Source organism: Tersicoccus sp. Bi-70 (assembly GCF_001968825.1).
GTDB lineage: Bacteria > Actinomycetota > Actinomycetes > Actinomycetales > Micrococcaceae > Tersicoccus.
The window spans coordinates 322,927-345,845 of sequence record NZ_MIEU01000010.1 but is presented as its reverse complement, the minus strand read 5'-3'; the positions used below and the strand labels follow the sequence as shown (position 1 = coordinate 345,845).

At 69.8% G+C, this 22,919-nt stretch carries 27 protein-coding genes; 13 read left to right on the top strand and 14 right to left on the bottom strand.

From position 1 onward, the window contains the following. Window positions 1–48 precede the first annotated feature (48 nt). On the top strand, window positions 49–2,310 hold the full coding sequence (locus BGP79_RS05590) for a transglycosylase domain-containing protein (protein WP_076693637.1): 2,262 nt from the start codon (window positions 49–51) through the stop codon (window positions 2,308–2,310). 27 nt (window positions 2,311–2,337) lie between these two features. On the opposite strand, the gene BGP79_RS05585 is transcribed toward BGP79_RS05590, so the two are convergent. Next, the gene (locus BGP79_RS05585; RefSeq protein ID WP_076693882.1) at window positions 2,338–3,261 is read right to left on the bottom strand and encodes an NADP-dependent oxidoreductase; all 924 of its coding nucleotides are present in this window, start codon (window positions 3,259–3,261) and stop codon (window positions 2,338–2,340) included. A 116-nt stretch (window positions 3,262–3,377) separates the two neighbouring features. Here BGP79_RS05585 and BGP79_RS05580 point away from each other — a divergent pair, with 116 nt between their 5' ends. The 4 genes from BGP79_RS05580 to BGP79_RS05565 all read left to right on the top strand — a co-directional run bounded on the left by BGP79_RS05580 (window position 3,378) and on the right by BGP79_RS05565 (window position 6,196). Beyond that, the gene (locus BGP79_RS05580) at window positions 3,378–3,992 is read left to right on the top strand and encodes an N-acetyltransferase (RefSeq protein ID WP_076693636.1); all 615 of its coding nucleotides are present in this window, start codon (window positions 3,378–3,380) and stop codon (window positions 3,990–3,992) included. Window positions 3,993–4,098: 106 nt separating this feature from the next. Next, on the top strand, window positions 4,099–5,115 hold the full coding sequence (locus BGP79_RS05575) for a pirin family protein (protein WP_076693635.1): 1,017 nt from the start codon (window positions 4,099–4,101) through the stop codon (window positions 5,113–5,115). A 56-nt stretch (window positions 5,116–5,171) separates the two neighbouring features. Next, window positions 5,172–5,516, top strand: a complete 345-nt coding sequence (locus tag BGP79_RS05570; protein WP_076693634.1) for a GNAT family N-acetyltransferase — start codon at window positions 5,172–5,174, stop codon at window positions 5,514–5,516. Beyond that, the gene (locus BGP79_RS05565) at window positions 5,513–6,196 is read left to right on the top strand and encodes a haloacid dehalogenase type II (protein WP_076693633.1); all 684 of its coding nucleotides are present in this window, start codon (window positions 5,513–5,515) and stop codon (window positions 6,194–6,196) included. Before BGP79_RS05570 ends, BGP79_RS05565 begins: the two co-directional genes overlap by 4 nt. A gap of 36 nt (window positions 6,197–6,232) precedes the next feature. On the opposite strand, the gene BGP79_RS05560 is transcribed toward BGP79_RS05565, so the two are convergent. Both BGP79_RS05560 and BGP79_RS05555 read right to left on the bottom strand, forming a co-directional pair. Beyond that, the gene (locus BGP79_RS05560; RefSeq protein WP_076693881.1) at window positions 6,233–6,676 is read right to left on the bottom strand and encodes a rhodanese-like domain-containing protein; all 444 of its coding nucleotides are present in this window, start codon (window positions 6,674–6,676) and stop codon (window positions 6,233–6,235) included. Between the two features lie 10 nt (window positions 6,677–6,686). Beyond that, window positions 6,687–7,550 carry an arylamine N-acetyltransferase gene (locus tag BGP79_RS05555; RefSeq protein ID WP_076693880.1) on the bottom strand — a complete coding sequence of 288 codons (864 nt, stop codon included), beginning with the start codon at window positions 7,548–7,550 and terminating at the stop codon, window positions 6,687–6,689. A 170-nt stretch (window positions 7,551–7,720) separates the two neighbouring features. On the opposite strand from BGP79_RS05555, the gene BGP79_RS05550 reads away from it, so the two are divergent. Next, window positions 7,721–8,893 carry a Vms1/Ankzf1 family peptidyl-tRNA hydrolase gene (locus BGP79_RS05550; protein WP_076693632.1) on the top strand — a complete coding sequence of 391 codons (1,173 nt, stop codon included), beginning with the start codon at window positions 7,721–7,723 and terminating at the stop codon, window positions 8,891–8,893. 43 nt (window positions 8,894–8,936) lie between these two features. On the opposite strand, the gene BGP79_RS05545 is transcribed toward BGP79_RS05550, so the two are convergent. The 3 genes from BGP79_RS05545 to BGP79_RS05535 are packed head-to-tail and all read right to left on the bottom strand — an operon-like array spanning window position 8,937 to window position 9,948. Next, window positions 8,937–9,236, bottom strand: a complete 300-nt coding sequence (locus BGP79_RS05545; protein WP_076693879.1) for a transcriptional regulator — start codon at window positions 9,234–9,236, stop codon at window positions 8,937–8,939. Continuing rightward, window positions 9,233–9,697, bottom strand: coding sequence for a hypothetical protein (locus BGP79_RS05540; protein WP_076693631.1), 465 nt, complete (start codon window positions 9,695–9,697; stop codon window positions 9,233–9,235). Before BGP79_RS05540 ends, BGP79_RS05545 begins: the two co-directional genes overlap by 4 nt. Continuing rightward, entirely contained in the window at window positions 9,694–9,948 is a 255-nt protein-coding gene (locus tag BGP79_RS05535; protein WP_143588313.1) for a hypothetical protein, read from the bottom strand. Before BGP79_RS05535 ends, BGP79_RS05540 begins: the two co-directional genes overlap by 4 nt. A gap of 103 nt (window positions 9,949–10,051) precedes the next feature. On the opposite strand from BGP79_RS05535, the gene arfB reads away from it, so the two are divergent. After that, window positions 10,052–10,492 carry an alternative ribosome rescue aminoacyl-tRNA hydrolase ArfB gene (gene arfB, locus BGP79_RS05530; protein ID WP_076693629.1) on the top strand — a complete coding sequence of 147 codons (441 nt, stop codon included), beginning with the start codon at window positions 10,052–10,054 and terminating at the stop codon, window positions 10,490–10,492. Window positions 10,493–10,531: 39 nt separating this feature from the next. Here arfB and BGP79_RS05525 read toward each other — a convergent pair whose 3' ends face one another. Together BGP79_RS05525 and BGP79_RS05520 are read right to left on the bottom strand one after the other, a co-directional pair. Beyond that, on the bottom strand, window positions 10,532–11,029 hold the full coding sequence (locus tag BGP79_RS05525) for a GNAT family N-acetyltransferase (RefSeq protein WP_076693628.1): 498 nt from the start codon (window positions 11,027–11,029) through the stop codon (window positions 10,532–10,534). Beyond that, on the bottom strand, window positions 11,026–11,577 hold the full coding sequence (locus BGP79_RS05520) for a putative immunity protein (RefSeq protein ID WP_076693627.1): 552 nt from the start codon (window positions 11,575–11,577) through the stop codon (window positions 11,026–11,028). Before BGP79_RS05520 ends, BGP79_RS05525 begins: the two co-directional genes overlap by 4 nt. A gap of 104 nt (window positions 11,578–11,681) precedes the next feature. Here BGP79_RS05520 and BGP79_RS05515 point away from each other — a divergent pair, with 104 nt between their 5' ends. Further along, on the top strand, window positions 11,682–12,500 hold the full coding sequence (locus BGP79_RS05515) for an SDR family oxidoreductase (RefSeq protein WP_076693626.1): 819 nt from the start codon (window positions 11,682–11,684) through the stop codon (window positions 12,498–12,500). Window positions 12,501–12,962: 462 nt separating this feature from the next. On the opposite strand, the gene BGP79_RS16365 is transcribed toward BGP79_RS05515, so the two are convergent. The 3 genes from BGP79_RS16365 to ychF form a co-directional block, all read right to left on the bottom strand. After that, window positions 12,963–13,442 (bottom strand): hypothetical protein, encoded by a 480-nt coding sequence (locus BGP79_RS16365; protein WP_143588312.1) that lies wholly within the window; start codon window positions 13,440–13,442, stop codon window positions 12,963–12,965. A gap of 60 nt (window positions 13,443–13,502) precedes the next feature. Continuing rightward, window positions 13,503–14,447, bottom strand: coding sequence for a hypothetical protein (locus BGP79_RS16360; RefSeq protein ID WP_143588311.1), 945 nt, complete (start codon window positions 14,445–14,447; stop codon window positions 13,503–13,505). A 199-nt stretch (window positions 14,448–14,646) separates the two neighbouring features. Further along, window positions 14,647–15,732: a redox-regulated ATPase YchF gene (gene ychF / locus BGP79_RS05505; RefSeq protein WP_076693624.1), complete on the bottom strand. Its 1,086-nt coding sequence runs from the start codon at window positions 15,730–15,732 to the stop codon at window positions 14,647–14,649. A gap of 142 nt (window positions 15,733–15,874) precedes the next feature. Here ychF and BGP79_RS05500 point away from each other — a divergent pair, with 142 nt between their 5' ends. Further along, window positions 15,875–17,110: a DNA recombination protein RmuC gene (locus tag BGP79_RS05500; protein WP_076693623.1), complete on the top strand. Its 1,236-nt coding sequence runs from the start codon at window positions 15,875–15,877 to the stop codon at window positions 17,108–17,110. Between the two features lie 96 nt (window positions 17,111–17,206). Here the strand turns inward: BGP79_RS05500 and BGP79_RS05495 are convergent, their stop codons facing one another. Continuing rightward, the gene (locus BGP79_RS05495) at window positions 17,207–17,932 is read right to left on the bottom strand and encodes a TetR/AcrR family transcriptional regulator (protein ID WP_076693622.1); all 726 of its coding nucleotides are present in this window, start codon (window positions 17,930–17,932) and stop codon (window positions 17,207–17,209) included. Window positions 17,933–18,178: 246 nt separating this feature from the next. Between BGP79_RS05495 and BGP79_RS05490 the strand changes: the two genes are divergently transcribed. Together BGP79_RS05490 and BGP79_RS05485 are read left to right on the top strand one after the other, a co-directional pair. Beyond that, window positions 18,179–18,976: a hypothetical protein gene (locus tag BGP79_RS05490; protein ID WP_076693621.1), complete on the top strand. Its 798-nt coding sequence runs from the start codon at window positions 18,179–18,181 to the stop codon at window positions 18,974–18,976. 115 nt (window positions 18,977–19,091) lie between these two features. Further along, window positions 19,092–20,015 carry a DUF2382 domain-containing protein gene (locus BGP79_RS05485; RefSeq protein WP_076693620.1) on the top strand — a complete coding sequence of 308 codons (924 nt, stop codon included), beginning with the start codon at window positions 19,092–19,094 and terminating at the stop codon, window positions 20,013–20,015. Window positions 20,016–20,165: 150 nt separating this feature from the next. Here BGP79_RS05485 and BGP79_RS05480 read toward each other — a convergent pair whose 3' ends face one another. Continuing rightward, window positions 20,166–20,855: a TetR/AcrR family transcriptional regulator gene (locus BGP79_RS05480; RefSeq protein ID WP_076693619.1), complete on the bottom strand. Its 690-nt coding sequence runs from the start codon at window positions 20,853–20,855 to the stop codon at window positions 20,166–20,168. 133 nt (window positions 20,856–20,988) lie between these two features. Here BGP79_RS05480 and BGP79_RS05475 point away from each other — a divergent pair, with 133 nt between their 5' ends. Together BGP79_RS05475 and BGP79_RS16865 are read left to right on the top strand one after the other, a co-directional pair. Beyond that, window positions 20,989–21,774 (top strand): NAD-dependent epimerase/dehydratase family protein, encoded by a 786-nt coding sequence (locus BGP79_RS05475; protein ID WP_233121168.1) that lies wholly within the window; start codon window positions 20,989–20,991, stop codon window positions 21,772–21,774. Beyond that, the gene (locus BGP79_RS16865) at window positions 21,722–21,925 is read left to right on the top strand and encodes a hypothetical protein (RefSeq protein ID WP_233121165.1); all 204 of its coding nucleotides are present in this window, start codon (window positions 21,722–21,724) and stop codon (window positions 21,923–21,925) included. Before BGP79_RS05475 ends, BGP79_RS16865 begins: the two co-directional genes overlap by 53 nt. A 111-nt stretch (window positions 21,926–22,036) precedes the next feature. Here the strand turns inward: BGP79_RS16865 and BGP79_RS05470 are convergent, their stop codons facing one another. After that, window positions 22,037–22,828: an isocitrate lyase/phosphoenolpyruvate mutase family protein gene (locus tag BGP79_RS05470; protein ID WP_076693618.1), complete on the bottom strand. Its 792-nt coding sequence runs from the start codon at window positions 22,826–22,828 to the stop codon at window positions 22,037–22,039. Window positions 22,829–22,919 lie beyond the last annotated feature (91 nt).

The window sequence follows — 22,919 nt, the reverse complement described above, 5'->3', positions numbered from 1 at the left end:
CCTCCGGCCTGCGGGCACCGATGTCGCGCGCCGGCCGCGCACCACCCGATGAGCCGCATCGGCCGCGAGCTGGCCGCCGTCGGCTCCGGGTTCCTCGCCTTCCTCGGCGTCAGCGCCCTGTGCGGCGTCCTCGTCGCCGCCCTCATGGTGCCGGCCGCCGCCGTCTCCGGCTCAGTCACGGACGGATCGACGCAGTTCCTCACGAGCCTGCCGAACGAGCTCCAGTCCCCGCCGCCGGGCCAGGTGACCCGCGTCCTGGCGGCCGACGGCTCCCCGATCGCCACCCTGTTCGCGCAGAATCGCGTGGACGTTCCCCTCAGTGCCATGGCGCCGACCATCCAGAAGGCGATCGTCGCCATCGAGGACTACCGCTTCTACGAGCACGGCGGTGTGGACCCGATGGGCATCCTCCGCGCGTTCGTCAGCGACGCCGGCGGCGGCCACCAGGGCGCCTCGACGTTGACCCAGCAGTACGTGACCAACGTCCTGAACGCCAACCTCGCGGCCGAGGGCAAGGGCACCGACGTCGTGTTCAACGGCCAGAAGAGCGTCGGCGAGAAGCTGCGCGAGATGAAGCTCGCGATCTCGCTCGAGCAGCGCATGAGCAAGGACAAGATCCTCGAGGGCTACCTCAACATCGCCCCGTTCTCCGGCAACACCTACGGGATCCAGGCCGCGAGCCAGTACGTCTTCTCGACCGACGCGAAGAACCTCAACCTCCCCCAGGCCGCCCTGCTCGCCGGGCTCGTGAACGGGCCGAGCTACTACGACCCGACGGCTCACCCGGCGCGGGCCCTGGCGCGGCGCAACCTCGTGCTCGACGCGATGCTCCAGCACGGCGCCATCGACCGCGCCCAGCACGACGCGGCCGTCGCCACCCCGCTGAAGCTCCAGCTCAGCCCGCCGCGGCAGGGCTGCCAGCACGCCAGCCAGGCCGCCTACTTCTGCGACTGGGTCGTCCACCAGATCGAGAACGACCCGGCGTACGGCGCGACGACGCAGGACCGGATCGACCGGCTGCTCAGCGGCGGGCTGACCATCAGGACGACGCTCGACCCGCGGCTGCAGGCTCCCGCGCAGAAGCAGGCCGACGCGACGACCGGCGCCCACGAGTCAAAGTGGGGGTCGTCGCTCGTCACCGTCCAGCCCGGCACCGGCAAGGTGCTGGCGATGGCGCAGAACTCCCGGCAGCTCGCCGGGCAGGGGTCGGATCTCGTCTCGGTCTACAACTTCAACGTCGACGCCTCCGACGAGAGCGGCAATCCGCTCGGTGGCGTGGGCGGCATGGCGCCCGGCTCGACCATGAAGCCCGCGACGCTGGCGGCGTGGCTGTCCGAGGGCAAGGCCACCAACCAGGTCGTGGATGCCTCGAAGCGGCGCTACGCGCCGGACTATCCGTGGAAGACCACGTGCACGCCGGTCAAGGGCTTCTTCGACAGTTCCGTGTCCGGCTCGACCGATCTGCAGAACGACGACGACACCCACTACCGGCCGATGACTGTCCGCGAGGGCATCTACAACTCGATCAACACCGCGACCTTCGCGTCGCTCGCCGGGCTGAAGGACGTCTGCGACGTGCAGCGCGTGGCGGACGAGATCGGGCTGCACCGGGGCAACCAGGCCGGGGACAAGATCGACCTCTCGACGCTCGGCAACATCCTCGGCAGCCAGAACGTCGCCCCGCTGGTGATGGCCAACGCGTTCGCGACCTTCGCGGCCGACGGCACCTACTGCACCCCGATCGCCATCTCCGAGGTGGACGACGCGCAGGGGAAACGGATCGGCGGGCAGAGCCCGACGTGCCACGCGGGCGCCCTTGACCCGGACGTCGCCAAGGGCGTCACCAACGTCCTGCAGGACGTGCTCACCAAGGGCTCCGGGCTGCTGATCCCCCAGAAGCTGTCCGTGCCCGCCGCCGCGAAGACCGGCACCAACCAGTTCAACAACCAGACCTGGGTGGTCGGCTACACGCGGGGCCTGGCCACCGCGTCCTTCTTCGGCGACCCGTTCAACGGCGGCCCCAGCCACCCCGGGCAGAACGTCACGATCAACGGGAAGTTCTATCCTGCGGTCGACGGCGCCTACATCGCCGGGCCGCAGTGGGCCTCGTACATGCAGAAGGCCGTCGGCCTGTACGACCACGGCGAGTTCGACGCGCCACCGCAGCGGCTCATCGGCGACGGGCCGGCGTCCATCACCGATCAGACCGCGGGCACCGACGCGTCGGGCGGCACCGGGTCCTCCGGCGGCACCGGGTCCTCCGGCGGCACCGATCCGTTCACGCTCCCGTCGGCCACCCCGTCGCCGTGAGCCGGCTCGGCGCGTGAGCGGCCCGGCTCAGCGCGTGACGTCGATGAGGAGCTTGCCCTTCGCCTCGCCGGCCTGGCTGACGCGGAACGCCTCGGCCACCTGGTCCAGCGGGTAGGTGCGGTCGATGTCGAGCGTCAGTTCACCGGCGTCGACGAGGCGCAGCAGCTCGGCCAGTCCGGCCGCGTCGGGGCGTACCCAGAGCCACCGGCCGCCGTGCTCGGTGACGGCCGGGTCCGTGATGGAGACGTGGCGGCCGCCCTCGGTGAGCACGGCCAGGGTGACGTCGAGGACGTCGCCGATGTAGTCCGCGACGGCGTCGACGCCGTCGGGAGCGATCTCCCGCACCCGGTCCTCGAGGCCGTCCCCGTAGGCGACCGGCGTGACGCCGAGGGCGGTGAGCTTGCCCGCGTTCGCCTCGGAGGCGGTGCCGATCACGGTGGCGCCCTTCGCCAGGGCCAGCTGGGAGGCGAGGTAGCCGACGCCGCCGGAGGCCGCGTGGATGAGGACGGTGTCCCCGTCGCTCAGGTCGAGGGCCTCGATGCTGCGCTTCGCGGTGAGCCCGGTCAGCGGCAGCGCGGCCGCGGCGTCGTCGGTGACCCCGTCCGGGATCATGGTGGCGAACTCGGCCGGCAGGGTCACATACTCGGCGAAGGTGCCCCCGGAGACGACCATCTTCCGGCCGTAGGAGGCCACCCGGTCCCCGACCGCGAACTCGGGGGTGTCCGGCCCGATCTGCTCGACGACGCCGGCGACGTCCCAGCCCGGCACCACCGGGAAGTGGGCGTCCATCATGGCGTCGAGGCCACCGGCCATCACCTTCCAGTCCACCGGGTTGACCGACGCGCGGGTCACCCGCACGAGGATCTGCCCCGGCCCCACCTTCGGTGTCGGGAGCTCCGTGAGCTCGAGAACAGCGTTGTCTCCGTACCGGTCATAGGTCATTGCTCGCATGCTGGGCACAACGGCCATCGAGCCGGGCGCTATTCCGGCGGCGGCCGTGGCACGCGACACCGTCGGACGGTCCCGCTACAGTCGGTCCCACCGCCGCTGCGACAGGGGAGGACCCGATGACGGACCGCGCGATGACATGGAGCACCCATCCCGTCACCCCGGACCGGTTCGAGGACTTCGCCGACATCGTCAACCCGAGCCGCCGGGTGCGCGCGTGCTGGTGCGTCTCTCCCCGGTTGCGTGCCGAGGACGTGCGCGAGCTCGGCGGCGGAGACCGGGAGACCGCGATGCGCGCCCTGTGTGCCCGCACCCCGCCCGGCGTCGTGACCTACCGGGACGGTGAGCCGGTGGGCTGGTGCAATCTCGGGCCGCGCGCCGACATCCCGCGGCTGGCCGCCTCGCGGCTGATCCGGCCGGTGGACGACGTGCCGGTCTGGTCGATCGTGTGCCTGATCGTCCGGTCGGGGCACCGGCGGCAGGGCGTCACGGCCCGGCTGATCGACGGTGCCGTCGCCTGGGCGCGCTCCGAGGGGGCGCCCGCCGTCGAGGCCTACCCGGTGGACACGCCTCGCGGGGAGGACGCCCCTCGGATGGACAACGCGCGCCTGTTCGTCGGCACCCGGTCCATGTTCGAGCGCGCCGGGTTCGCCGTCATCGGCATCACGGAGGCGGAGGCCAACGGGCTGCCGCGGCTGGTCATGCGCCGGACGCTGGATCCGGGGTCGGCTTGACCCGGCCGCGTCGATCCCGTGTGCTGGACCATGAGGTCACGACCGCGACGAGGAGGCCGCCCATGCCCACCCACGACCGTTTCCTCCTCGACCGCTCGGACCCGGTATGACCAACCTCGAGACGGACCCGCAGGAGATCCTCTGCACCAGGGCGACCACGGCCGACGGCCCGGTCCCCGTCCAGCTGCTCGAACCCCGGGACGTGCCACTCGGCGGCCCGCGGGCGATGAACGTGCGGCGGACCCTGCCGCAGCGCCGCCGTTCCCTGATCGGCTCGTGGTGCTTCGCCGACCACTACGGCCCGGACCGGGTGTCGGCGTCCGGCGGCATGCGCGTGGCCCGCCATCCGCACACGGGACTGGCCACGGTGAGCCTGCTGTTCACCGGAGGCATCGAGCATCTGGACTCCGCGGGCAACGCGGCGCTGGTGCGGCCGGGCGAGGCGAATCTGATGATCGCCGGCCGTGGGATCTCTCACCAGGAGTACTCGACCGCGGACACCACGACCCTGCACGGCGTGCAGCTCTGGTACGCCCTGCCCGATGCCACCCGGCACCGGCCGCCCTCCTTCGCGCACTACACACCCGACCCCGTGCGCCCGGTCGAGGGCACCGAGCTGCGGGTGCACCTCGGCTCCCTCGCCGGCTCGACCTCTCCGGTGGTGACGCACACGCCCCCGCTGCTCGCCGCCGAGCTGCTGCTGCGGCCGGCAACCCGACTGATCCTGGACGTCGAGGAGTCCTTCGAGCACGGCGTTCTGCTCGACGCCGGGGACCTGGACGTGGACGGCACCGCCCTGCCGCAGGACCACCTGGCGTATCTGCCGGCGGGACGGAGCCTGATCGAGCTGGCGGCCGGGGAGCGGCCGGTCCGGGCGGTGCTGATCGGCGGCGTCCCGCTCGGTGAGCAGATCGTCATGTGGTGGAACTTCGTCGGCCGCACCCACGAGGAGATCGCCGCCTTCCGCGCGGCCTGGCAGGCGGAGATCGGCGTCGGCGTCTCCGCCGGCCCCGGTGCCGACGTCGACAGCGCTGTCGAGCGGTTCGGCCCCTACCCGCCGGGGCAACCCGACCCGCTGCCCGCCCCCGACCTGCCGACCGTCCGCCTGCGACCACGCGGCTGAACTACCCCACTCCCCTGCCCGACCATCCCCGACCCCCTCGTACGGAGGCCACCACCATGGACGCCGACATCATCGTCAAGAACAACCCGGACCGCGGACGCTACGAGCTGCTCGACGAGGGCGCCGTCGTCGGCCGGGCGTCCTGGGTATCCTTCGACGGGCCTGGCGGCTCCGAGCGGATCTTCTTCCACACGACCGTGGACGAGGACCACGCCGGTCAGGGACTGGCCTCGACGCTCGTCCGGCAGGCCGTGGCCGACACGGCGCGCGCCGGCATCGGCATCGTCGCGGTGTGCCCCTACGTCACATCGTGGCTGAGCAAGCACTCCGAGCAGCCCGGGGTGGTCGCCGCCCGGCCGGAACACCGGGCGGCCGTGCCGAGCGCGGAGCCGACGGCATGAGCGCGGGCCCCAGGAACGTGGAGACGATCGTCTTCGACGTCAACGAGACGCTCTCCGACATGGCGCCCCTCGGGGCGGCCTTCGCCGCGGTCGGCGCCCCGGAGGAGCTGGCGGCCATCTGGTTCGCCGGCATCCTGCGGGACGGGTTCGCCGCCGCGCTGACGAACGACAACGTGCCGTTCGCGGAGATCGCGCAGGACAGCGCCGCCCGGCTGCTCACGGCCCGCCGCGTCGAGGATGTCGGCGACGCCGTCGCGTCGATCATGGGCGCGATGCAGGCGCTCGACGTGCAACCCGACGTCATGCCGGGCATCCGGGCCCTGCGCTCCCGCGCGCAGCTGGTGACGCTGAGCAACGGGGCGACCGCGGTGGCCCGGGACCTGTTCGAGCGGGCAGGCATCCTCGACGCCTTCACCCGGCTGCTCAGCGTCGAGGACGCTCCGGCGTGGAAACCGGCCGGAGCCTCTTACGCGTACGCGGCGGAGGTCTGCGGCACCGCGCCGGAGCGGATGCTGCTCGTCGCGGTCCACCCGTGGGACATCCACGGGGCGCACGCGGCGGGCCTGCGCACGGCCTGGATCAACCGGGACGGCGGTGCCTACCCGTCGTACCTGAGCCCGCCGGACGTCGAGGCGCCGGATCTGCCCGGCCTCGCCGCGCGGCTGGACCGCCTCGGCTGAGGCGAGCCTTGAGACGAGCCCTCAGAGAGACCGGTCTCAGCAGTCGCAGGTGACGGTCGCGACGGCGGAGGTGAGCGGGTCGATGTCGCGGTGCACCGGGCCGTGGTCGTCCTCGACGGGGAAGCCCTCGCGCGCCCAGTACTCGAAGCCGCCGATCATCTCCTTCACCTGGTAGCCGAGGCGGGCGAACTCGAGGGCGGCGCGGGTCGCCCCGTTGCACCCGGGACCCCAGCAGTAGGTGATGACGGGAGTGTCCAGCGGCACCTCGGCGGGCGCGCGGTGCGCGATCTGCGCCGTCGGCAGGTGCACGGCGCCGCTGATCCGTCCCTGCGCCCACGCGGCGTCGCCCCGCGAGTCGATCAGGACGAACCGGGCACCGGCCTCCCGCTCATGGTGCACGTCGGTCGGGTCGATCTCGAACGCGAGCTTGCCCGCGAAGTGGGCGACGAGCTCGTCGGTCGTGGGGGTCGTGTCGGTCATGCTGGGCACTCTACTGGCGCGCAGCCGGCGCACCGGCGGCCGCTTCGCGGTCCTGCTGCCACCCGGCGAGGATGGCGTGCAGCCGCTCGGCCTCGGCGTCGGACAGATCGACGTCGAGCGCTCGCGCCGCGTCGACCGCCTCGCGCGGCCCGAGCCGCTCCTGCACCGTGTCGCGGCCGGGCCGGCGCGTGGTCCGGGTGCTCTCGGTGATCGTCACGTGCCCGTCCTCGGTGAAGCGGCTGACGACGAGCCGGCGCAGGAACGTGCTGCCGAACGCGTCGGTCGACGTGGTCAGGTGCGCGGAGCGGACGTCCCGGGGCACCACCCGCAGGGTGTCCGTGAGGTGCGCGAACTCGCCGTTGCGGCGGAGCAGCCAGTGCTCGACGCCGTCGATCGACTGCCGCTCCAGGCGGTATACGCCCGTCCACTCGTGCCGTTCCGCGCCGTCGGCCACCTCGAGGGGCCCGGTGATGCTCAGCCCGAAGCCGGGATCGGCCAGGTACGTCCTGCCCTCGACGCCCACGTGCAGGGTGAGGTGGGTGCGGCCGTTCTCCGGCGCGTGCACCCGGCCGAGCCGCCGGGTGACCGGGTAGCCGAGGTCCTCCAGCGCCGCCGCCATCAGCTGGGCGTGCTCGAAGCAGTAGCCGCCACGCCCGCGGCGTACCAGCTTCTCGGTGATCGCGGCCGGGGCGACGCCGGGGTGCTGACGCAGCAGCACGTCGACGTTGCTGAACGGGAACGCCCGCACGTGGGCGGCGTGGATCCGTTCCAGCAGGTCGAGGCCGGGAGCGTCACGCTCGACGCCGAGCCGGTGCAGGTACGCGTCGACGTCGATGTCCTCGGTCTCCCACGATGCGGAGGTCAGGTCGTGCATGGTCGTGGTCACCTCTGCCCTCGAGTACGTGCTCCCAGCGTCTCAGACCGGGCGGCTCGAGCGCCGCTCTTGTACCGGCCCCGGCCGAGTGGAAGGGTGGGACAACCCCCAGCGGCGACGCTGCCGGGCATGGGCTCCGTCGCCGCTCGTCGAGCAACCAGGAGGTCACCGTGAAACTGCCATGGTTGAAACCCGCCCTCGAGGACGCCGGGCCCTTCATCTCGGTCCACCTCGACACGACGCGAACCGATCCCACCGCGGCCACCGAGCTGTCCACCCGCTGGAACCAGTGCCGGTCTCGCCTCTCCTCCGCCGGTGTCGCCGACGAGCTGCTCGAGGAGATCGGGGACACCGTGCTCGCGCCGTCGTCCATCGGCGGGCGTCACGGCCGGGCGATCATCGCGTCCCCGCGCGAGATCCTCCTCGACCGCGTGCTCCCCGTCCCGCCCCGGGAGGACGGCTCCTCGTTCGGCCCGACGCCGGTGCTGCTACCGCTGGTCCAGCTCACGCCCTACGCGGTGAGCCAGCTGCTCATCGAGGTGGACCGGGCAGGCGCCGACCTGCACCTGCGAGCGCCGGAGAACCCGGTGATCGCCCGGTCGCACAACGACCTGGACGGCGAGTCCCGCGTGGACGGCGGGCACGACGAGCTGCACAAGGCGAGCGCCGGTGGCGGCGCACAGCACGGGTGGCGGGCCCGGAACTTCGACGCCCGGGTGGAGGATTCCTGGGAGCGCAACGCAGAAGCCGTCGCGAAGAAGGTCGACGCGATCGTGATGAAGCACAAGCCCGACATGGTGCTGTTGACCGGGGACGTGCGGGCGACCGCGCTGTTGAAGGATGAGCTCGGCACCGAGGCGCGGGCCCGGCTGCAGGTCGTCTCCGGCGGGACGCGGGGCGTCAGCATGGAACGCGCGTCCTTCCGGGAGGAGCTCGAGCGCGTGACGCAGGAGTTCATCGACCAGCGGCAGCGTGACCTGGCAGGCCAGTTCCACGAGAACCAGCAGCGCGGCGGTGAGTCGGTGGCCGGCATCAGCGAGGTCGGCGAGGCTCTCGGCCGCGGGCAGGTGGACGAGCTCCTCTTCGTCGTCGGCCAGGAACCCGAGAACATCGAGGAGATGATCCGGCAGGCCATCGCGACGGACGCCGGCGTCTTCGCGCTCGAGGACGGTGTCGTCGCCATCCCCGAGGGCGTCGGGGCGCTGCTGCGCTGGCGCGACGAGGCAACCCCGTCGAACGAGCTCTCCAGCATGAGCGGTGACCCGCGCCGCGAGAACGCCGTCGATCCGGACCGCGACGAGCGGACCCCGCACGAGCGCGAGGAGGACGCCATCCGAGAGTGAGGATGCGCCGGCCACCGCGGCCGCGGTTCCAGACCGCTGCTGGTCAGAGCCCCGTCGTCATCTCCCGCAGAGCTGCCACGTGCTCGGTGAGCGCCTTCTGCCCGTCGGGAGTGAGGGACAGCCAGGAGCGAGGCCGCTTGCCGATGAAGCCCTTGCGCATGGCGACGTATCCGGCCTGCTCGAGGGCCCCGGCGTGCTTGGACAGAGCGGAGTCGGTGAGGTCGACGGTCTCCTTGAGCGTCTTGAAGTCGACCTCGTCGACACCGGCGAGGGTGGCCATCAGGGCGAGCCGGATGGGGTTCGTGAAGTGGTCGTTGAGGCGATGGCGGGAATGGGTGCTCACGTGCGTCGCCACCAGCCGGCAATCGTGAGGGGCGCGGCAATCAGCAGCCCGATCAGGATGGCGACGGGCCACGTCTCCCACGGCGTCAGGGCCAGGCCAGCGAGGTAGAGCGCCATCGTGACGAGAAGGCCGACCGTGTAGCGTCGCCCGCCACCGCGCGGGGTGGCGGAACGCGTGCGCAGGTACGCGTAGGTCAGCAGCAGCACCGCCACCACCCAGAGGCCCATGGCCACCAGGAACGCGGGCAGGGACGCCTGCGGCGGGAACACCACGGGCACGGTATGGGCGGCACCGATCAGCAGGGCCAGAACCGTCGAGAACCAGCCCAGGTGACGACGAGCGCGGGTCAGCATCGTCGCCCGGCGGGCCGTCACCGCGGCGATCGCCGCCTCCTCCCGCATGCTCGCCTCCTGCGCCGGGTCCCCGGCGCGCCGCACCGGACCCGTCGTCTCGTCCGTCATCGGATCGCTCGCCGGCGAGACGTCCGGTACGTGCTGTAGCCAGCGGCGAGGGAGGCTCCCCCGGCCGCCATGCTGGAGGACGCCACCACGCTGAGGCCGGGTTGACCGGTGACGATGCCGGCGACGATCAGGGTGATGCCGACCACCGAGATCACCACGGCGGCCACGGCGAGACCGATCCGGGTGTAGCGAAGCCTGTCGTTGGTCGCCGTGATGGTCATGGTGCTCTCCTCGAGGTCTCGACGTTTCATGCAATCAGTGTGACAAGTATTTTCCACTTTGGCAAGTACTTGTTCTGTTGGACGATCGGTCTCTGCTGCCTCGTCCGCGCTCAGGAGCGGTCACACTGGGACGATGGACGATCTGCAGGTGCCGCCCGGGCCCGGCGTGCCGCACGGGCTCGTGGTGCCCGGCTCGGACCTGGTCGAGCGCTTCTCCCATGCGTCCGGCCCGGGTGGGCAGGGCGTGAACACGGCCGACTCGCGGGTGCAGCTGAGCCTGGATCTGGCCGCCACCACGGCGCTGGACGACGTGCTGCGTGCACGTCTGCTCCGGGTACTGGCGGGCCGGCTCGCCGGCACCGTCCTCACCGTCGAGGCTTCCGAGCACCGCTCGCAATACCGCAATCGCACCGCGGCCCGCGAGCGTCTCGCGGCGCTCCTGCGGGAGGCGGCGGCACCGCCGATCCCGCGCCGGCCGACCAGGCCGACCCGCGGCTCCCGACGGCGTCGGCTCGAGGCGAAACGGCAGCGGGCCGAGGTCAAGCAAGCCCGCCGGCGGCCGCGCGCGGAGTGAGCTGCGTCGTCTCACGCGTCTCTGCCCAGCAGTGGCCGCTCAGGGAGCGCCGGTGCTGCCCACCCACCGGGTTCCCCCGTCGACGGCCACGGACGTCGGTTCCAGCCCGAGCCGCGCGGCGACGCGACGGGACGCCTCGTGCGCCGGGTCGATGTGGGCGATCACCCGGGTCACCCCGAGATCCGCCAGCTCGGCCAGGAGCAGGGACGCCGCCCGCCAGGCGAGTCCGCGCACCTGCCACGGCCGGCCGATCACCCAGGCGATCGTGGCCGGCCCGTCGTCGTCCGGGATGGTGGCCTGGACGTATCCGACCGGTTGCGTGCCCTGGAGCACGATCAGGTTCACCCATCGTTCGCCGCCGCCGGCGGGTCCTCCGCGCAGCTGTGCGGCGTACCGATCGTGCAACTGCTCGACCGTCGGCGGCTCGCCGCCGGTGAATGCGTAGAGGGACGGGTCCGCCAGCACCTCGGCCATCACTGATGCGTCCTCGAGGCGGAGAGCACGCAGGCTGATCCTCGCGGTGGGCTCCGGTCTCATTCGACCACCGCGTCGCCGCTGCCGACCTCCGCCTGGATCCGGCGGATGACGTCCCCCAGGATGCCGCGGGCGAGCAGCCCCGGCCCGAGTGGGCCGGACGAGTCGGCGCCCAGGGCCGGGAGGCGTCGGAGCACGGCGCGCTCGTCGGCCGTGAGGTGCTCGAGCTGCCAGCGGATCTCCGCCTGTTCCGCCTCCGGGGACCCCGGGTGGGCGAGGGAGACGGCCTTGACGGCGTAGGCGGCCGCACCGAGCGCGTGCGCGGCGAGGTGGGCGACGCCCGAGGCCTGCGCGGCCGAGCGGGCGGCGGCCGCACCGGCGGGCGTGCTCGCCCTGCTCGCGGCCTTGACCGCGATCATCCGCTGGGCGATCTTTTCGGCGGCCGTGCTCTCCCCCGCACTGTAGGCCCGGGTGCGCGTGACAGCGTCGTGCACCTGGTCCAGGGCGGCGGGCTCGACGTCGACCAGCGGGAGCACCCGCTCGGCGCAGGCCGCCGCCCAGCGGGCGATGGTGCGCCGGTCCGCGTCGCTGAGGGTCTGGATCGAGGCCACGGCCCAATCCTGTCACGGACGAGATCGGGTCACGGGGAAGTCTTCGCCGTGGTCGCGCGTTGGCGCCAGAGAGACAGCGTGTACACGATCGAAAGGACAGCACCATGACCACGACCTGGTTCATCACGGGGGCATCCAAGGGCTTCGGGCGGGAGTGGGCCGAAGCGGCCCTGGAGCGAGGCGACAACGTCGCCGGCACCGCGCGCAAGCTCGACACGATCCGCGACCTCGCCGAGAAGTACAGCGATACCTTCCTGCCGATCCAGCTCGATGTCACGGAGCGGGATGCCGACGTCGCGGCCGTCCAGCAGGCCGCCGAGCACTTCGGCCGCCTCGACGTCGTCGTCAACAACGCCGGCTACGGGCACTTCGGCATGATCGAGGAGCTGGCCGAGGCGGATGTCCGGGCGCAGCTGGAGACCAATCTCTTCGGTGCGCTCTGGGTCACCCAAGCGGCCCTTCCGATCATGCGCGAGCAGGGGTCGGGGCACATCATCCAGGTGTCCAGCATCGGCGGGATCAGCGCTTTCCCGACCGTCGGCGCGTACCACGCATCGAAGTGGGCGCTGGAGGGCTTCTCCCAGTCGCTGGCGCAGGAGGTGGCCGGCTTCGGCATCAAGGTGACGCTGATCGAGCCCGGCGGGTTCTCCACCGACTGGTCCGGTCCGTCCGCCACGCACAGCGAGGAGATGGAGGAGTACGCCTCGGTGCGTGAGGCGGCGGCGAGCCGTCCCTCCGCGAACAACCCGGGCGACCCGAAGGCCACCCGGAGCGCGATCCTCAAGGTCGTCGACGCGGAGAACCCGCCCCTGCGCATCTTCTTCGGCAAGGCGCCGCTGGGCATCGCGACGAAGGACTACGAATCACGCCTGGCCACGTGGAACGAGTGGCAGCCGGTGTCGGTGGAGGCCCACGGCAACTGAAACCGGGCTCTGACGACCCTGAGCACTCAGGACAATGACGAGGAGCAGGCGATTCCAGTCGGGTAGCCCCTTTGTCGTCGGCCCTAGGAGGCCAGGCAACCCCGCTGCACCGGAACTCCACCACGTCGCATTCATACACGGCGCGGGCCTTCACTTACCGCTCAGGATTTGTCTTCCGCCTTCGACCCGACGTCCACCGAACTAGATCATCTCGGCCTGCAAAGACCTGCTCCGAAAGCTCACGTAGCCATGCGATCGCCCGATTCGGCGTACTTGTAGTAATGCCTAGGAACTAGGCGTGAAAACATGCTCAGCAATCTCACGTAGTTTTCGATCGTATACAGACAACCATCGCTTTGGTCGCGATCTATTGCGCTGGCCGCCTTCCGCGCCAGAGCTACGAACGCACTCGCTCAAAACGAAACCAAGAAGTGCCGCAGCACTGTACGCTGATCTCATACTTCAGTGAAGAAGCTCGCCGTATGCCACTCGAGTTCGCTTGGTAATTGTCCACAACAAGGCGATAAGGTGAGAGGTCGCCAGACAAATTAGTGCCGACACCGCCGCTGGCAGTGGGTCACCTTCATTTTGCATTGTTGTAGACAGATACATCAACCAGCCCACCAAGGTCACGGAAACTATGATAGCGTGACCAACGGTAACAAACAATTCGTCAATTAGTCGTTTGAGCGCGACGTTCACGCCCATGGTGGTCGACTGCCCAACGTCAGCACGTAGTTGAAAAATGAAAACCAACAGGGTAAAGAGAAAACCGGCAAGGATTGCGATACCTGCGGTTACCTGAGACACGAATCGAAGTTGAAGATTTGCGTATAACGCCAGCGCGAAGACAAAGAGCGGCAAGATTAGGTGCGTCGCAACTTGCGACCACAAGATCGCGCGGGAAAGAAAATGCCGGTAAGTCGACGCGTAGTTGGGCATTCGCCGATGGGCTCGCTCAGTGACTGGATTTGACTCGCGATCTACGGTGATCATGGACACTCACTCCCAAGTTGAGTTCAGGGCGTCATCGTCCCAGTCCCCACTGACAGTATCCACGGGAAGCGCCTTGCCTGTCATCCCCTGGTAGTGCTCATCCGCGATGAGCCTGCATCGCTCGACGAACTCGTGATCCGCAGGTGGCGGGTCGCCCGCGTCCGACAGCACCTCTCGGACGGTAGGCGTCCGATGGTTCCCAAGCTCGATCTGCTTCGTACGTCCGTGGCTGCTGACTTGGGCCAGCACTGCATCCGGATCGTCGCCCCCGTCATCGATCTCTGAACCAATAATTGAGGAGGCAGTCATGTCTCCTCGCCGGATCTCATCCCAGAGTCGCTTCGGCAGGGATGCTTCGCCCTCCACAGGGTAGAGATGGCGCTCTAGCCTCCCTACCACGCGCCGCGGCTGGGAACCATCGCCGATGTCCCGCGACCATCTGTGGTAAACCGCCGTCAATTGCTTCAATTCGGATAGAGCGAACCAGTCCTCTTTCTCGTAGATGCGATCCAGAGGCCAATAGTCTTTATCCCAGCGCGATAGACACGCCGCCTTGAATTTATCGACGAGCGCAGCGCCTCCCGCCGATCCTGCGACCGACTCAACGGCGAATATACCTACAGTAGAGGCTACAGGCAGAATAAAGAGCAATCGACTTCGTTGAACGGTGGCTTCGTTGCTCGTGCGAGTGTGTGATAGTGAATGGGTGTAAACTTCCCAAGTGTTCCCAGGCTCACCAAAGCGGCCAGCTTCGACGGTCACTAACACGGATCGCCCTGCCGGTACCACATCAGCAACTCTTACATACGACCCTTTGTCGTCGTCGCGGATCGGATCAAGATTGGTTACCCATCCGAAAAAGCCGTGGAGTAGGTCTACACCATTCACCGCATCGAGTTTACCTCGATCCTGCTTCTTGGCGACTCTTCGACTCAGAGCAGTGAGCCCCACGCTGCGACGATGCAAGATTACCCCCTCTTAATACAGTCAATCTCCAATGATCCTATCTTGCATCACAATAATTCGACTCCTTGACGGAGTCCTTTACGAGATTCATAGCACGGTCGACCTCAAGACTTGCTCTGACACTCCGATGGCGGATGGTTACGTGAGCACGCCACCAGAGCCGTAGGGATTGCGAGCTCTCAGATCACACGTTGAAGCGGAACTCCACCACGTCGCCGTCGTGCATGACGTAGTCCTTGCCCTCCATGCGGACCTTGCCGCGGGACTTCGCCTCCGCCATTGACCCGGCGTCCACCAGGTCCTCGAACGAGACGATCTCGGCCTTGATGAAGCCGCGTTGGAAGTCGGTGTGGATGACGCCCGCGGCCTGGGGCGCGGTGTCGCCGGCATTGATCGTCCAGGCGCGCGCTTCCTTCGGCCCCGCCGTCAGGTAGGTCTGCAGCCCGAGGGTGTGGAAGCCGACGCGCGCGAGCTGGCCCAGGCCCGATTCGGTCTGCCCCTCCATCTCGAGCATCTCGCGGGCCTCCTCCTCGGAGAGTTCCACCAGCTCGGACTCCAGCTTCGCGTCGAGGAACACGGTGTCGGCCGGGGCCACCAGGTCGGCCAGCTGCTTCCGCTTCGCCTCGTCGGCGAGGACATCGGCGTCAGCATTGAACACGTAGATGAACGGCTTGGCCGTGAGCAGGCTCAGCTCCCGCAGGTGCTCCATCTCGAGCTTGTCGGAGTCGATCGAGGAGAAGATCGTGCCACCGCGCTCCAGCACGGCCTGCGCCTTCTGCAGCTCGGCGAGCTCGGCGGCGTCCCGCTTCTTGATCTTCACTTCCTTCTCGACCCGCGGCAGCGCCTTCTCGAGGGTCTGCAGGTCGGCGAGGATCAGCTCGGTGTTGATGGTCTCCATGTCGGAGGCGGCGTCGATCCTGCCGTCGACGTGAATGACGTCCGGGTCGTCGAACACGCGCACCACCTGGGCGATCGCCTGCGCCTCGCGGATGTTGGCGAGGAACTGGTTGCCGAGGCCCTCCCCCTCGCTGGCGCCCTTGACGATGCCGGCGATGTCGACGAAAGACACGGTCGCGGGCATCACGCGCGCCGACGAGAACAGCTCGGCGAGCTGGTCCAGGCGCGGATCCGGCAGGTTCACCACCCCGATGTTCGGCTCGATGGTCGCGAACGGGTAGTTCGCGGCGAGCACCTGGTTGCGCGTCAGCGCGTTGAAGAGGGTGGACTTGCCGACGTTGGGCAGACCGACGATACCGATAGTGAGAGCCACGGTCGTCCATTCTACGGGCGGACCGCCACGCGTTCCGTCGGCGACGACGTGACCGTGCACCGAGCACCTTCGTCCGCTCGACCGCCGACGACTTCAGACCGGCCTCACGAGTTCTGTCGGTGGCCGGTGAGACCGTGGACACATGGACGTTCTCGCCGCTCTGCTGCTGGCCCTGCTGACCCTCGTGATCGGTGCGGGCCTCGGTTTCGCCGTCGCCCGCCGGGCCTCCACCGCGGGTGCGGGTGACGCCCGCGCGCACGCCCTCGGTCTCGAACTGGCGCAGGCCCGCGAGGCCTGCCGGCAGCTCGAACAGCGGGCCGTGGCGTCCGACGCGCACAACCGGGAACAGCTCGACGTCCTCCGGGCCCTGGCCCCGGTGCAGGAGAAGCTCGCCGCCGTCGAGCAGCACGTCCGGGTGATGGAGCGCGAGCGGGCCGAGCAGTACGGCGGCATCCACGAGGCGCTGCGGGACGCGCGGACCGCGAACGGCGAGCTGCAGGTGGCGACGTCCTCCCTCGCCGGTGCGCTGCGGTCGACCTCGGCACGGGGCATGTGGGGCGAGGCTCAGCTGCGCCGGGTGGTCGAGGCGGCCGGCATGCTGCCCCACGTGCACTTCACCGAGCAGGTACACGGCGAGCGGACCGACGCCGATGGCGTCCGGGTGCTGCAGCGGCCGGACATGGTCGTCGCCCTGCCCGGTGGCAAGGAGCTCGTCCTCGACGCGAAGGCTCCCCTGTCCTCCTACCTCGAGGCGCAGGAAGCCGACGACGACGCCGAGCGCGCGGCGTGGATGGCCAAGCACGCCAAGGCCGTGCGCGCCCACGTGGACGCCCTCGCGGGCAAGAAGTACTGGGAGGGTCGCGCGGAGAGCCCGGAACTGGTGCTGTGCTTCCTGCCCGCCGAGTCGGCCCTCGCGGCGGCGCTCACCGCCGACGCCGGGCTACTGGACCACGCCGCCTCCCGGCAGGTGGCGCTGGTCTCACCGGTGTCCCTGCTGGCGGCCCTGAAGGCGGTGTCGTTCTCGTGGCGGCAGGAGTCGCTCGCGGAGAACGCCCGCGAACTGTTCACGCTGTCCCAGCAGCTGTACGACCGGCTCGGCTCCACCGGCAAGAGCCTGGCCGCCATGGGCACCTCGCTGCGGCGCACGGTGGAGAGCTACAACACGATGATCGGCTCGCTGGAGAGCCGCGTGTTCGTCACGGCACGGAGGATCGCGGACCTCGACCCCACCATCGTCCGGTCCGAACAGCTCAGCCCGGAGGGCATCGAGACCACCCCGCGCACGCTCACGGCGGTGGAGTTCCTGCGGGACGAAGCCGAGACGTCAGCCGTCGACGGCGACCAGCCGGAGCGGCGAGAACTGGGTCGCACCGGCTGAGACACCACATCGGCTGTGGACGCGCCGGCCGGCACGGTCGTCATGAGTAGCCGAGGTAGCCAGCGCCCTGCGCCACCGGGTCACCGGGTCACCGGGTCACTGGGTGAACAGCAGGTCCAGCCGGTCCAGCAGCGCCTCGAGGGAGCGCTCGAACTCCTCGTCGGAGTGGTCCTCCGAGAGCAGCGGCCGCAGGCGGGCGACCAGCGGGAACTGTGACAGGTCGAGGTCCTCGTCCTGGTTCGGCAGGTCCGCGTCCCCCTCGTCGAGCGGCTCCTCGGCCGGTGCCGTGGACACCCCCCGCTGGGCGACCTCGAGCAGCAGCTGCCCCAGCAGGAAACTGGTGAACACCCGGTAGACCTCGACCGCGCGATCCTCGGTGAAGCCCCGTTCGAGCAGCGCAGCGAGGAACTCCTCGACCACCCGCAGACTGCGCAGCGGCGGCCGCAACCAGGCGGCGGCCGGGTGACGCGTCGCCATCAACGGGAAGATGGCGGGATGCTCGAGGGCGATGTCACGCACCGAGTGCGCCATCCACTGCAGATAGCCGTGCCAGTCCGTCGTCAGCTCGTGACCAGCCGGCGGCGTCGCCTCGACGCGATTCACCAGGGCCGCGACGATGGCTTCCAGCAGATCCTCCCGACCGTTGACGTAGCGGTACAGCGACATGGCCTCGACGCCGAGGCGGGCACCGAGGGAGCGCATGGTCAGCTGATTGATGCTGCGCTCGTCGATGAAGGCGATGGCCTCCTGAACCACGCGATCGCGGCTGAGCGGCCGTCGCGTGCTGGCCTTCTCCTCCGTGGACCCGCCTTGCTTCGCCACCGGTGATCACCTTCCCGTCCGGTCGGATGCGGCTGTCCTTTCGTTCGACCCTAGCCCTCGACCTCGGACGATGCACGGCATACAGTTTGATCAGCCTGCTTTGCATCATTTGACTTAGCTTGTAAGCTCGGGGCAATGAGAAAGTGACTTACGTCGTAAGTCATTGACGGGTCGTCGCGAACGCCCCGTCGATCTCCCCAGCTCGACCGGTCGCCGACCGGCGAGACACCGACCTGAAAGCTGGACATGACTGATTCCCTGACCAACGGCCTGAGCGCTGCGTGGACTGCCATCGCGACGTTCGTGCCGGCGCTGCTGCTGTTCCTCGTCATCCTGATCATCGGCTGGATCGTCGCCAAGGTGCTGTCCCGTGCCATCGCGAAGCTCCTCGACCGTGTGGGCCTGAACCGCGCCATCGAGCGCGGCGGCATCGGCCGGGCGCTGCAGCACTCGAAGTTCGACGCGAGTGACATCCTGGCCAAGCTCGTCTTCTACGCGATCATGCTGTTCACCCTGCAGCTCGCGTTCAGCGCCTTCGGCCCGAACCCGATCAGCAACATCCTGACGGCGATCATCGCCTTCCTGCCGGCTGCCTTCGTCGCCATCATCATCGTGATCATCACCGCCGCGATTGCCGCAGCCGTCAAGACGCTGATCCAGAACACCCTGGGCGGCCTCTCCTACGGCAAGGCGCTGGCCAACATCGCCGCCGTCTTCATCCTCGGCTTCGGCATCATCGCCGCGCTCAACCAGGTGGGCATCGCCACCACCGTGACGACGCCGATCCTGATCACCGTGCTCGCCACCATCGGCGGCGTGATCGTCGTCGGCGTCGGCGGCGGTCTGATCAAGCCCATGCAGTCCCGCTGGGACTCGTACCTGAACAAGGTCGAGGACGAGGCCCCGCGTCTGCGCGCCCAAGCCGACCGTGCCCCGAGCGTCGAGCAGCAGGCCAAGTCGGCCGGCCAGAAGGCCAAGTCGGCGGCCAACCAGTCCGGCAACGGCCACGGCGGCGGCGCCGTCCGCGACAACCAGCACCGCTGAGCGGATCCTGGCCCCACGCGTGAAACGGCGGGCCGAGACGGAGATCCGACTCGGCCCGCCGGGAACATCGGTTCCCACCACCTTCCGCAACATCCCTATCCGAAGGAGAAGCTCCATGGCTATCGACAAGAACGCGATCTCCACCCTGTTCGGCGCTGACGTGCTGACCAACGACGACCACCGTCTCGGCGACGTCGGGCAGGTCTACCTGGACGACGAGAGCGGTTCGCCCGAGTGGGTCACCGTCCGCACCGGCCTCTTCGGCACCAAGGAGACCTTCGTGCCGATCCGCAACGCCGATCTGGACGAGCGCGGCCTGCGCGTGCCGTTCGACAAGCAGCTGGTCTCCGACGCTCCGCGCGTCGACGCCGATCAGGACCACCTCTCCCCCGAGGAGGAGCAGGAGCTCTACCGCCACTACGGCCTGACCCAGGCGGGCGGCGACGCCAACGACGATCGCACCCGTACCGGCGAGACCACCACGGGCACGATGACCGGTGACGTGGACGAGCGCCCGGCCGGCCTGGTCGGTGGCGTGGACGAGCGGTCCGCCGGCGTGACCGGTGACCGCTACTCGGACACCAACACGGACACGGCCGGCACCGTCGGCCACGACACCTCCGGCCCTACCACGGACGAGGCAATGACCCGCTCCGAGGAGCGGCTCCGCGTGGGTACCGAGAACGTCGAGACCGGTCGGGTGCGCCTGCGCAAGCACGTCGTCACCGAGCAGCAGACCGTTCAGGTGCCGGTCACCCGGGAAGAGGTCACCCTCGAGCGCGAGCCGATCACCGACGCCAACCGCGGTGCCGCCGAGGCCGGGCCGGAGCTCTCCGACGAGGAGCACGAGGTGATCCTCCACGAGGAGCGCCCCGTCATCGAGAAGGAGGTCGTCCCGGTCGAGCGCGTGCGCGTCGGCAAGGAGACCGTCGAGGAGACCACGACGGTCAGCGACCAGGTGCGCAAGGAAGAGATCGAGACGGACACCGACGGCTCGATCGACGGCAACGTCGACGGCAAGGTCGACGGCAACCGCTGACCGACCGGCGTTCGCGCCACCAGCACGACACGAGGCGCCCCGGATCGTCGTTCACGACGGCCCGGGGCGCCTTCGTCATGAACGGGATTGTGCAGCGCCCGGGGCTGTGCGTTCCGCCTCATTCAGCCGAGCGAGTCCACCGCGGACGTGTCAGACCGGGCAGATCCTCATGGCCGTGTCCTCGAACCACGCGTCGTAGTCGTCGACGCCGCGGTGCAGGTGACCGAAGAGCTGCAGGCTGATCGCGCCGAGCAGGGCACCCCACGCTTGCACCCCGCGCAGCAGAAGGTCGTCGGCGATGCTGTTCTCCGTCACCTGCCGCATGCCGGCGATGGCGCGGTGCACGGGCCGGGGCACCGGCCGCGGCTCCGGTGATCGACCGGCCGCCTGCACCTCGGCCAGCAGCCCCAGCAGCACCCCCGTCACGCGGCCCGCCGGCGCCACCGTGTCCCGCGGCGCCCGGTAGCCAGGCACCGGCGACCCGTACACGAGGGCGTAGTCGAACGGATGCGCGACCGCCCAGCGGTGCAGTCGCCGGGCGACGGCCATCCACCGGGCGCGGAACTGGGTCCAGTCGGTGACGCTCCGGTCCGCCGCCGTCAGCTCCTCGGCCAGCTCGGTGTACACCTCGACAATCAGGGCCGTCAGCAGATCGTCGCGGCTGCGCACGTACCGGTAGACGGCGGAGGACACCATACCGAGTTCCCGGGCCACCGCCCTGAGGGACAGCTCCGACGGTCCCACCTCGGTCAACTGCCGCCGGCCCTCCGCCACGATCGCGCGCGTGATCTCCTCGCGGGCGATGTCGCGGGCGGTGCGGTGGATCGAGGGTTCGGCCATGCCGACACTCTCGCATCGAAAGAGAGCAGGTGCAACAACCGAGAGCAGTGCTCTTGCCAACGTGTCGGCGGCGCGCTAGCGTACCGACCGAGAGCACTGCTCTCTTCATGGAGCATCGATACGAGGAGAACTCATGAGCACCCAGGTGATCGTCGGAGCGGGCCCGGTCGGCCGCCACACCGCCCGGCTCCTGGCCGAGCGCGGCGACGACGTCGTCGTCGTCACCCGCAGTGGACGCGGTCCTGAGCTGCCCGGAGTTCGCCGGGTGGCCGCCGACGCCGCCGACCCCGCCCGTCTCACCGAGCTCGCGACGGGTGCAGCGGCCCTCTACAACTGCGCCAATCCCCCGCACTACGGCACCTGGGAGACCGTCTGGCCCGCCCTGGCCGGCAGCCTGCTCACCACGGCCGAGCGGACGGGAGCAACCCTGGTGACGGCCTCGAGCCTCTATGCCTACGGGCCGGTGGACGTGCCGATGACGGAGGAGCTGCCGGACGTGGCGACGGAGAAGAACGGGCGGATCCGCGCGCAGATGTGGGCGGAGGCGAAGGCAGCGCACGACGCCGGGCGGGCCACCGTCGTCGAGGTCCGTGCGTCGGACTACGTCGGTGCCGGCGTCGGGGCGAACGGGCATCTGACCCGCGACGTGCCGGGCGCGCTGCGGGGACGGCGCGCGTGGGTGGTCGGCGACCCGGACCTGCCCCACTCGTGGACCGACGTCGCCGACGTCGCCCGGACGCTGGTGGCCGTGGCGGACCGCCCGGACACCTGGGGGCGGGGTGTGGATCGCGCCGACGAACGCCCCGCGCACCCACCGCGAGGCGCTGGCCGACGTGCTCGCCGCGGGCGGCCACCCGATGGTGAGCATGAGCAGCATCCCGCGCGTCGCGCTCCGGGCCGCGGGCCTGGTCAACGTTGACATGCGGGAGATGGCGACGATGAGCTACATCCAGGCCCGGCCGTACGTCGTGGACAGCAGCGCCGCCGAACGTGAGCTGGGCCTGGCGCCGACGCCGTGGTCGGAGGTGTGCCGCCGGACCCTCGACGGGGTGGAGTCGACCGCCGCGTGATCGGGCGTGATCGACAAGCGAGCCAGTTCGCCAATAGTTGTCGCATCGACCCTCTCTGGGGCCCAGATGGAGCAACTAGTGACGAGCTGGCACCAGAAAGTGGGCCGACCCTCACGCCCCGGAGGGCGCCCAGGGCTGGATCAGTTCACTCATCGACCGGGTCAGCTCGGCCTGCAGGAGCGGCCCGTAGCTGATCCGGCGCACGCCGGCGTCACGCAGCTCCTCCATGGACCCGGAGGGCGCGCCGGTGCGGGGATTGGCGGTGATGTTGACGGGGACGGACACGGCGTCGACGAGGGTGCGCACGGAGGACAGGTCCGGGACCCGCACCGGGTAGACCGACCGGGCGCCGGCCTCGACGCAGGCCTGCAGCCGGGTGACGGCCTCGCTCAGCGGGTCGGCGAACTCGTCGGAATGCAGGTAGGCGTCGGTCCGGGCGTTGATCACGAGTTCGACGCCGGCCACGTCGGCGGCAGTCCGGAGCTGACCGATGTAGTCGGCGTGCTCCTGCACGGAGCGGACGCGGTTCTCGTGGTGGACGGTGTCCTCGACGTTGATGCCGACGGCACCGGCGTCGAGCACCCGCTCGACCAGTTCCGCGGCGGGGGTGCCGTAGCCGGACTCGACGTCGGCGCTGACCGGCACGTCGACGGAGGCGCAGACCCGGGCGATGCCCTCCAGCGCGTCGTCGAGCGTCATGCCCTCGTGGTCGTCCTGACCGCGGGAGTCGGCCAGCGGGTGGCTGCCGATCGTCAGCGCCGTGAAGCCGGCGTCGACGGCCGTGCGAGCGGACCAGGCGTCCCACACCGTCGGCAGCACCAGCATGCCGGGCTCGGTGTGCAGGCGGGCGAGGGTCGCGGCGCGCGCGACCACCTCACTGCGGGCGGCGGGGGTCGAGCTCATGCGGCACTCCTTCACGCGGTGGATCGGACGCGGGGTTGGTCGGACGCGGGTGGATCGGACGCGGGGCGGATCGGACGAGGCGAAGCGACGG